This is a genomic window from Candidatus Clavichlamydia salmonicola (genome assembly GCF_015356765.1).
Classification (GTDB): domain Bacteria; phylum Chlamydiota; class Chlamydiia; order Chlamydiales; family Chlamydiaceae; genus Clavichlamydia; species Clavichlamydia salmonicola.
The window spans coordinates 255,473-265,034 of the sequence record NZ_WTCQ01000001.1; the positions used below are offsets into that span (position 1 = coordinate 255,473).

Below are 9,562 nucleotides of genomic sequence, written 5' to 3' on the forward strand. Positions count from 1 at the left end.
GCAACCAAATCCATTAGACCATCGCCCACTACAACACCATTCTCCCTTTCCTCATGGGTATATCTTTCACCTCTGTAATTGTTAACTCCTCAAATCAATATAAAAAAAAACTAGTAGTCTTGGAGTTAATAATGCTTTAAGTAACGTCATTCCAGACCTTTAATGACATGAATCTAAAAAAGGGAAAGAGGGATTAAATCTAGAAGAAACTAGCTAAGAACTTCTTTTATGGAATTGCATGCAATATGTCGTTTTACTCGAATATGTTCAAAAACCCACTATAACAAATCCTGCTCTGCGGATTCTTCAAAAAACAACCTGTTAACAAAAAAACTCATTAATTTAATCATTTATCAATGAATTTAATTTCATTTACATATTTCCTTATATTATTTAAAATAATAATAAATTTTACAAACACTTTTTATTTAAATGTCTTCTTATCTCCCTTCACTTTTATACAAAGCTAAAAACACTCTTTTACATCCAGAAAAACCTGCTCATTTACCTAGCATTGCCTTTTATCTAAGTATCGTTTTATTAGGAATAGCTGCCCTATCTTTCATCATAGCAGGAGCTGTATTAGGATCTATATCCCTTGCTAGTCCTGGAATAGTCATAGCTCTTTTGTTAAAAATTGTTTTAATTACAAAACAGTATGTTGTTTGTAAAAAATCAAAAACCTCTTTTCCTAAATTTATTCACTCTAAACAATCTAGATCAAAACTGATCAGCCCTCAACCGTCTTGCACATCATCAAGATCTAGCTCAAGTCTTTCTCTTCCTAAATCTTCGTATTTAAAAAGAAAAGATCAGGATGTTTCCTCTTTTTTTAAAGAACATTCATTACAAATTGTCAATGACTTACCATATAAATTAATATTTTCTACTTCTCAAAAAAACCTAAGCGCTCTTCAACAATTATTATTTCATTCTTGGGGAACGTATGAGAAAAGTTCTCAATCTTTTACCCTGCTAAATTTATATAATGGGGTGCATTTAACCCTGGCAAAACATAATCCTTCCTTTGTTTTTAAAACATTTTCTATTGATAATATCAAAAATGCTAAAATAGCCATGGTTCATGCCTTTAATAATTCTATAACCTCTAATACAAAAAGCTCCCTTACTCCTCTTTCTTCTCTTGTCACTTCTGAGTGTTGGCGCCAATCTATGGACAATAAATCCAAATTAACAAGAAATGAAGTAACAAGTGGGTTATGGGCGCCTCTGGGACCTACTTCCAAAGGAACACCTGTCCCATATGCTCTTATACAAGCAACAGCCCCTTCTGCAGAGAATAAAAAAGTCAATATAACCGAAGAACTTAAAAGTCTAAAAAAAATATTTTTAAATATTTTACAAGAAGCTCAAAAATTTAATTGCTCACATATTCAGCTTCCTCTCCTGCGAGGAGATCTTCATTTTGATTCTGATCAAGAGAAAAGTGAATGGCTCTATGGATCTTACAGAATGCTTCTTGAAGCTATTGATATACTTCCTTCTTCCCAAGAAAATCTTCTTCAGCATGTTGTTCTAGTAGATGAAAGTGAAATTTTTTCTTTAGCAACCATAGCTAATAATTACTGCAGATCAATAGCACATGTTCTCGAAGATAATGTACATGAAACAATATCCCTACAAACACCACTATTTTCATTTTAAATATTATTAAAAAAAATAACCTTATGCCAACAAGTATTTTTAAAAAAAATCTATCCTCTTTTCAAGAGAGCCAACTTTTTCAAAAAACATTTTTATCCACTAATCTCATCTTAAACATTTGCTTAGTTCTCAGTATAATAACCTCAAGCAGCTGCTTGATTGCAGCTGCTGTTACAGCATCTATGCCTTTAGCTATTGTAACTGGAGTAACTGTACTTATTAGCGGAATAGCAATAGGTATAAAATGTTTATCAATTAAACAAAAAAATCAACAATCGATCTCCCGTCCCAGAATCTCTCCTGATACCTTTTTAAAAAAACCTATTTCTATGGCCAGTTTAAATACAATGGATAGCAATCATCCTTTTGATGACCCTCTGCCCTTGCCCTCATCAAATATAGTTACTCTTACATCCCCTGGTTTATCTTCGACTAGCAGCATCCATAGCCATGAAAGTTCTTTTTCCTTTACTTCTTCAGATATTAATTTCCATACCAACAATACCCTTCGCAGAAAACCTTTTAACCCATTATCTATCAATTACAAACAACTTTCAAATTCGTTGCCTCAAGCTAATAACAACACTTCTCCTACTACTGAAGCCCTCTGGAACCAATTCATCTATGAATATTGCCTAGAAGAATATTCTAATAACTCCGTAACCTTAATTCACAAAATAAATGGAGTCAGATTAACTCTTACTAATCAGAATATTGCTATTCCTTTTGTTAGTAATACAATTTTTACAGCTATTGTTAACTCTGCTAATGAGACCTTAAGTAAAGAAGGAAATAATACAAATAACATTCTTGCTAAAGCTACTTCTAATAAATGCTGGGAAGCCTCTAAAGAAGGTAAATGTTTTCTAAAAATAGGAGAAGCTGTTGGTGGATTATGGGAATCTTCTGAGTCATTTCCATCTGATGGACCTGTACCTTATGCTCTTATACATGTCATTGGCTCTAGCCCTACCAATACACCTTCTAATAAATTACCTGCTCAAATGCAAACTACTAAAGCAGCATATCATGCTGCTTTTCAAAAAGCTGCCTCTCTTAACTGTTCTCACATCCAAGTCCCTTTACTTTCTACTCTTATCTTTGATCCTTCTACACAATTATCCCCAGATGATTATAGAAATGGTTCTTTATTAATGATTTTAGAACTTATTGAAGAATTCTCTCATGACAGTATAATTTCTCATGTCACTTTTACAGACACACATATGTCCCAATGGAATACATTTTGCAAAGAATATTCCCCTTTAATCATCCCTAACCAAGATACATTAGATAATAATTTGTAAATTTAAACCTAATTATACTAAAATACATTCAAGTATATATTTTTAATTAAAAATCATTATGTTCACAAATCCTTTTAATAAAAATTCAGTTTTTATTAATGAAACGACACCTTCGACAACATGGCCTCCTATTCTAGGTAAACATGCATCAAATATATGCTTAGCCATAAGCGTTATTGGAACTCTTGGTTGTTTAACCGCTGCTGCTGTTACTGCCTCCATGTTTTTAATTATCCCCACTGTAATATGCGCTCTTATAGCAACGATTATGGTAGGGATAAAATGCATACAAAATAAAAAAGCTCGTCCCTTACAAACGCAGCCACTATCGCCATTACCTAAAGAACTTAATCCATTTGACTCACATTCTCCTGCCAACTTAATACCCCCTCCAGCGCTTCAAAGAACTCTTTTTAACCCTTCTACCTTAAAGTTTAAAAGGCCCACTGAAACCCCTCCAAACATTTCAAATTCTTCTTTCCTTACCTTTAAAAATAATAGGGAATTTTTATTACAGGAATATTATACAGAAACATTTTCAAACAACTCAGTGACTCTCATTCATGCTGGAAATGGCGTTAAGTTCACCATGGCTAAACAAGATATTGCTAAGCCATTTTATGAAGGAGCCCCTTTAGCCATAGTCAATGCTGCTAATAACTCTATGTCTCAAGGTGGTGCTGGCACTAATGGAGCTTTATCACTAGCTACTTCAGCAGCATGTTGGAATAATGCAAGAGAAGGTGCTTTATCTCTATCACCAGGTGATGCTGTTGGTGGATTATGGGAATCTTCAAGTTCAGTTCCTGCTGAAGCACCCTCCCCTCGTGCTTTAATACAAGCCCTTGGTCCTAATGTACGCAATACCTCAGTTGAAAATCTATCTGATGAACTCCAAATTCTTAAGCAAGCATACAAAAATGCTCTTACAAAAGCAGCTTCCTTAGGTTGTTCTCATGTTCAACTTCCCTTACTATCAGGAGGTATCTTTGCCCCTAACCCTTTAACAACACCTAGAGCAAATGAATTTTGGGTTCAAGGTTCTTTCTTAATGCTTTTAGAAGTTATCCGCGAGCTCCCAGAAGATAGCATGGTCCACAATATTACATTAGTAGATATTAATCTGCCTTTCTGGGCTCAATTTGCTTCCAAGTACTGCTGTCAATTAACTTCTTCTTAAGAAAAAGAATAAAATTATAGCTTAACACCTAGTTAACATGAAAACAACTGCCTTCACATAAGCTAATTTTTTATTATTAACATTCTAAACATCTATTTCTTTTAATCAGCTCTATATAATTATTAATTATCCTTTACAAGGGATTTAAAATCATTATTCTTAAAGGGTTAAATGTGCTATAACTAAAAACTAACTCTTTTTATTTTTTATATTTGTTTTAATAAAAAATTATTACAATATAAAATTAAATTAATAAAAAATTAAATAAAAAATATATTATGTCTATTAGTGGAATTGGATCTAGATTTTCCAACTTTGTTTCCCAGAGCTCTCTTGCATCACTTGTTAGCACTCATGGAGCTAAGTTACAACGAGCTGCTGTTATTACAGGAGTTGTATGCACTGTTGTAGCTGGCCTTGCTTTACTTGGCGCAGGCATTGCTCTGAGCACTCCTGTGCTTATGGGAGCAGGAGCTGTAGTGATTCTTATACCAGTAGTAATGGCCGCTGTTAAACATTTAAGAACCTCTGAATCTAGAGCTGCATTAAAAGAATCGATACAAAATAAATTTCAAGAAATAAAAGAAAGTACTTCTAAACATTCCTTTTCCTTATTTAAAAATAATTCTTCAAACACAACACCCACATCTTCTCCTGCATCTTCCCCTAAACCAGACCTCTATGCAAAAATTAATAATCCACAAACATCTCCAAAGACATCTACTAAAAGTAACAGCTTACAAAGACCTGCTCAAGCACCTCCGCCTCCTCCTAGCTCATCACCTATCTATGCAAAAGTTAATAAATTACCAAAATCTACACCACCTGCTTCTCCAACAACATCTCTTAAAAGCAATAAGCCTCCTGTTGCCCCAAAACCTTCTGTTTCTATAAAAGACGAGGTTATATATGCATCTTTAAAAGAAGCTCAAACACCTCCATCTGCTTCTCCAAAAACATCTCTTAAAAGCAATAAGCCTCCTGTTGCCCCAAAACCTTCTGTTTCTGTAAAAGACGAGGTTATATATGCAGATGTAAAAATTACTCCTAATCCTAAAAGAAGCACCCCATCTCCTACCTTTAATCCTTCCAGTACCATATATGCGTCTTTAAAAGAAGCTCAAACACCTCCACCTGCTTCTCCAACAACATCTCTTAAAAGCAATAAGCCTTCTGTTGCCCAAAAATCTTCTGGTGCTGTAAGTAGCAGCTTACAAAGACCTTCTCAAGCACCTCCGCCTCCTCCTAGCTCATCACCTATCTATGCAAAAGTTAATAAATCACCAAAATCTACACCATCTGCTTCTCCAAAAACATCTCTTAAAAGCAATAAGCCTCCTGTTGCCCAAAAATCTTCTGGTGCTGTAAGTAGCAGCTTACAAAGACCTGCTCAAACACCTCCGCCTCCTCTTAGCTCATCACCTATCTATGCAAAAGTTAATAAATCACCAAAATCTACACCACCTGCTTCTCCAACAACATCTCTTAAAAGCAATAAGCCTCCTGTTGCCCCAAAACCTTCTGTTTCTGTAAAAGACGAGGTTATATATGCAGACGTAAAAATTACTCCTAATCCTAAAAGAAGCGCCCCATCTCCTACCTTTAATCCCTCCAGTACTATATATGCATCTTTAAAAGAAGCTCAAACACCTACGCCTACTACTAAACCTTTAAGAACACCACCTCCATTACCTAAAAAAGGCCTTCAATCTACTCCATCTTTCCTAAATGCTGCTTTAAAAACCGCTAAGGAACGTTCAGCCGCAACATATTCTATAGGTAATAAGCCTCCTGTTCGCCCAAAACCTACGCCTCCTACCTCATAAAAGACTGGACCTAAAACTTTTTCGAAACCAACAAAAAAAATAAGAGCCTGAATCTCCCTTCATATTTGATTTAAGAAAGGTGAATGTGCAAACTGATCAATCCCTCCAACCAGCTTGTTTTTATAAAGAAAGCTGGGGGGGGGGGGGTTAAGATATTGAGATAGCTATGAATAATTTTTTTTATCAATAATTAAAATATAAAAATATTAATCTTTGTATTTACTTTTTTTGTTACAATTAAAATAAAATTAATAATTAAAACATGTTATGGCTTTTTCTATTATACCCTCTTTAATCCAATTAGCTCACCACGCTGCAAAAACTACTTTCTTGAATCCTAAGCACCCTCATTGTAAAATTACTTTACAAATTATAGGTATTATTTTATCTGGCTTAACCGCTATTTCTTGTACCACAGCTGGATTAATAATGGGATCATGGGCAATTACTGCACCTGGAATCGCTTTAATTATCTGTTTAATGACTCTATTAATAGTTTCTCATTTTCATAATCACAAAAAAGTACCTCCCCCATTAACAACTTCTTCCAACGCTTTTGAAATGATATTTTCTAAAAAATCATTGCTTCCCACTAGCGCAAATTCTAGCTCTACAGAAACTCATCATACTGAAATAACAACTTTAGATCCTTTGCCTAGTCCTACTCATCTCGAATTATCTTCCCCTCACATAGATATAGATTACCGAGTTTTTGCAAATCCTGAGATGGCACAACTACAAACTAAATTAAGAGACGAGTGGGGAATGGAACTTCTAGAGAATACTTTTCTCACTATCCGCAACCTTAAAAATAGAATTCGTCTAACTTTGGCTCCTATTACACATCTAGATACTCCTTTCGATACTTCATCTGTAGATAATGTTAAGCCAAATAGCACCTTTGAAGAAGGATTTCTACATCTTATTAATAGATGGAAGCCTCTTCCTAAATCCCCTTTTAGACTTGCTTCTGAACCCCAGCCAGATAAACCAAGCCCTTTTACCCCCTCTCCAATTTTAAACAGGGAGGAATATTTATTAATGGTAAAAGAACGATTTTTTCTTACTTTTTTAAAAATTGAAGAAAATAATTTTTCTCATGTACAAATGCCTTTCATAAATAGAAATTGCTTCATCTGTTATAATGATAACTTACATTCTGAGTGGTTATCTTCATGTTATAATTCTTTTTTAGATACTATTGCCAGTTTATCTGCTGAAAGCTCTGTAAAACATGTTATCCTTGTAGATCCTCATCAACCACTTAAGGTAATAGATTTAGCTGCTAATTTTTGTTATAAAATTAATTCTAATAAAAATAAATCAATCACTAAAACTACTTATCTTATTCTTAAATAAACTATGTCTTCTTCAATAACATCATCTTCAAATCAAATCCCCCATCGCACTTTAAAAAAGCTTTTTTTTAAACATAAATACCCTAATTGTAAGATTACTTTACAAATTATAGGTATTATTTTATCTGGCTTAACTGCTATCGCCCTTGTTACATCTGGTTTAATACTAGGATCATGGGCTATAACTACTCCTGGAATAGCCTTAATAGGCTGTTTAATGGCCTCTTTAATAATTTCATATCTTCAGGATTATAAAAAACAAACTTCTGTCATAGAGCCTTGTTTAAGACAACATTTAGAAGAGCATTTACCTATTGATCAAAATAAATCATCTATACCTATAGCAGCACATACTGACAATATATCAACAAGCGCCCCTTTTGACCCTGAAAGCATTAAATTAACTAATCCTATGATAAATCCAAGATATCGGGTTTTTGCAGATCAGTATCTAGCGCAATTACAAACAACTTTTTATAATGATTGGGGGATACAGGAACAAGGAGATTATTTTATTACTCTTTGTAACCTTAAAAATGGAATCTGGTTAACTTTAGCCCAAATTTCACATCTAAAAAAACCCTTAGATACATCTTTCATAGATAATGTTTATCCCAATAGCACCTTTACTAAAGGCTTTATTCATGAAATTCTTAGCGATAGAAGTACTCCTGGATTGCCTTTTAGACTATCTTATGAACCCCTCATAGATGATTCTGTTTCTTTAAATTTTTCAGGCCCTTTTGAAGGTTTATCAGCAAAAGAATATCTTCCTCTGATTAAAGAAAGATTCTTTCTAACTTTTCAAAAAATTGAAGAAAATAATTTTTCTCATGTACAAATGCCTCTTATAAATAGAAATGCATTTATTACTGACAAACGTCTTGTAGAATGTGGTTGGTCATCTGCTTGCTACAATCTATTCCTCAATACTATCTCTAATTTATCATCAGAAAGCCCTATTAAGCATGTTATTCTTATAGATCCAGAACAGCCCCTAAAACCTATAGAACTAGCTGCTAATTTTTGCCAAAATATTTCTCCAGAATCATTAGATTCTGGTAAAAATAAACCTATCACTAAAACTACTTATCTTATTCTTGAATAATTGATATTAAAACTTGCCTGTCTTTAGCAAAAAAAAGAACTTAACGAGTAAAACAATGTTTACGATTTCTTCTCTCCGCTTCTTCTTTCTCTTTTTCTTTTAATTCAGCAAAAAGAGTCTTGTATGAATCCCATCGTTCTTGAGACATTTGACCATTCTTAAGGCCTTCTTTAACAGCACAATTAGGTTCAGCAAGATGTGCACATCCTGAAAACCGACAATTTTCTGATAAATTAACCATATCTATAAATAAATCTTTTAATTCTTCTGATTTAACTTCAGCTAATCCAAACGAACGAATGCCAGGAGTATCTATGCAAAAACCACCACATATTAATGTTAACAATCGAGTTTCAGTTGTAGTATGGGCCCCTTTTTTTGTTTTGATATTAACTTCTGTAGTTGCAAACGCAGAGCCAGTTAAAAAATTAGTAAGGCTAGTTTTACCTGTTCCTGATTTACCAGAAAAAAGAGATACTCCCGTAGACATGACCTCTTTTAATTGATCCATGCCCTCTCCATTCAACAAACTTAAAATAATTACTTTAACACCTATGGATTCATAAATTTGAGAATATCGTTGCATTTCAGCACGCTCATCTTCATTCATTAAATCAGCTTTATTGATCACTAAAATAGGTGTAATATCAGCTTTAATAGCCATGACAATGTAACGATCTGCTAACTTTGGCTGCCAGCCTGGCTCTCTCCACCCATGTGTAATAAGCACCCTATCAATATTAGCTGCTAATAAATCTTTTTTTTTATATGGTCCTTCTCTAAATAAAAGAGAAGCTCTTGGACCAACTTTAAGAATAACGCCTTCTTTCTGCGGAATAATGATATCAAAAAATACTTGATCGCCTACAACAACTCGATCACTATCTTTTTTTTTAAATCGCTTCAGCACACCTCGGACTGAACAAGTGTATCTATCAGCTTCATGCTGCACTACAATTCCTGATGCTGTAATTAAAACAACGCGTCCAACATAATATTTTTCAGAAAGCACTTGTATAGCCTAAATTAAAAAACAAAAATAATCCCTTCTATTAAGAATAACAAAATAATTATGAGTCTTTTTTTCTTTATATCAAAGATGAAATAATTATATTTTT

At 33.7% G+C, this 9,562-nt stretch carries 7 protein-coding genes; 6 read left to right on the top strand and 1 reads right to left on the bottom strand.

Annotated features, from left to right (window positions below; all coding sequences use genetic code 11):
- Window positions 1-432: 432 nt before the first annotated feature.
- The 6 genes from CLAVI_RS01085 to CLAVI_RS01110 all read left to right on the top strand — a co-directional run bounded on the left by CLAVI_RS01085 (window position 433) and on the right by CLAVI_RS01110 (window position 8,444).
- Complete coding sequence (locus CLAVI_RS01085) at window positions 433-1,665, top strand: hypothetical protein (protein WP_194843736.1); 1,233 nt, start codon at window positions 433-435, stop codon at window positions 1,663-1,665.
- 23 nt (window positions 1,666-1,688) lie between these two features.
- Complete coding sequence (locus CLAVI_RS01090) at window positions 1,689-2,972, top strand: macro domain-containing protein (protein ID WP_194843737.1); 1,284 nt, start codon at window positions 1,689-1,691, stop codon at window positions 2,970-2,972.
- A gap of 58 nt (window positions 2,973-3,030) precedes the next feature.
- Window positions 3,031-4,152, top strand: coding sequence for a macro domain-containing protein (locus tag CLAVI_RS01095; protein ID WP_194843738.1), 1,122 nt, complete (start codon window positions 3,031-3,033; stop codon window positions 4,150-4,152).
- Between the two features lie 278 nt (window positions 4,153-4,430).
- Window positions 4,431-5,978 carry a hypothetical protein gene (locus CLAVI_RS01100; protein ID WP_194843739.1) on the top strand — a complete coding sequence of 516 codons (1,548 nt, stop codon included), beginning with the start codon at window positions 4,431-4,433 and terminating at the stop codon, window positions 5,976-5,978.
- Between the two features lie 267 nt (window positions 5,979-6,245).
- Window positions 6,246-7,337, top strand: coding sequence for a hypothetical protein (locus CLAVI_RS01105; RefSeq protein WP_194843740.1), 1,092 nt, complete (start codon window positions 6,246-6,248; stop codon window positions 7,335-7,337).
- Between the two features lie 3 nt (window positions 7,338-7,340).
- Entirely contained in the window at window positions 7,341-8,444 is a 1,104-nt protein-coding gene (locus CLAVI_RS01110; protein WP_194843741.1) for a hypothetical protein, read from the top strand.
- A gap of 40 nt (window positions 8,445-8,484) precedes the next feature.
- Here CLAVI_RS01110 and rsgA read toward each other — a convergent pair whose 3' ends face one another.
- Window positions 8,485-9,456, bottom strand: coding sequence for a ribosome small subunit-dependent GTPase A (rsgA, locus tag CLAVI_RS01115; protein WP_194843742.1), 972 nt, complete (start codon window positions 9,454-9,456; stop codon window positions 8,485-8,487).
- Window positions 9,457-9,562 lie beyond the last annotated feature (106 nt).

Bases quoted from the DNA above. Each gene is read 5' to 3' on its own strand.
- CLAVI_RS01100 (WP_194843739.1), top strand. From the start codon at position 4,431: ATGTCTATTAGTGGAATTGGATCTAGATTTTCCAACTTTGTTTCCCAG.
- CLAVI_RS01105 (WP_194843740.1), top strand. From the start codon at position 6,246: ATGGCTTTTTCTATTATACCCTCTTTAATCCAATTAGCTCACCACGCT.
- CLAVI_RS01095 (WP_194843738.1), top strand. From the start codon at position 3,031: ATGTTCACAAATCCTTTTAATAAAAATTCAGTTTTTATTAATGAAACG.
- CLAVI_RS01090 (WP_194843737.1), top strand. From the start codon at position 1,689: ATGCCAACAAGTATTTTTAAAAAAAATCTATCCTCTTTTCAAGAGAGC.
- CLAVI_RS01085 (WP_194843736.1), top strand. From the start codon at position 433: ATGTCTTCTTATCTCCCTTCACTTTTATACAAAGCTAAAAACACTCTT.
- CLAVI_RS01110 (WP_194843741.1), top strand. From the start codon at position 7,341: ATGTCTTCTTCAATAACATCATCTTCAAATCAAATCCCCCATCGCACT.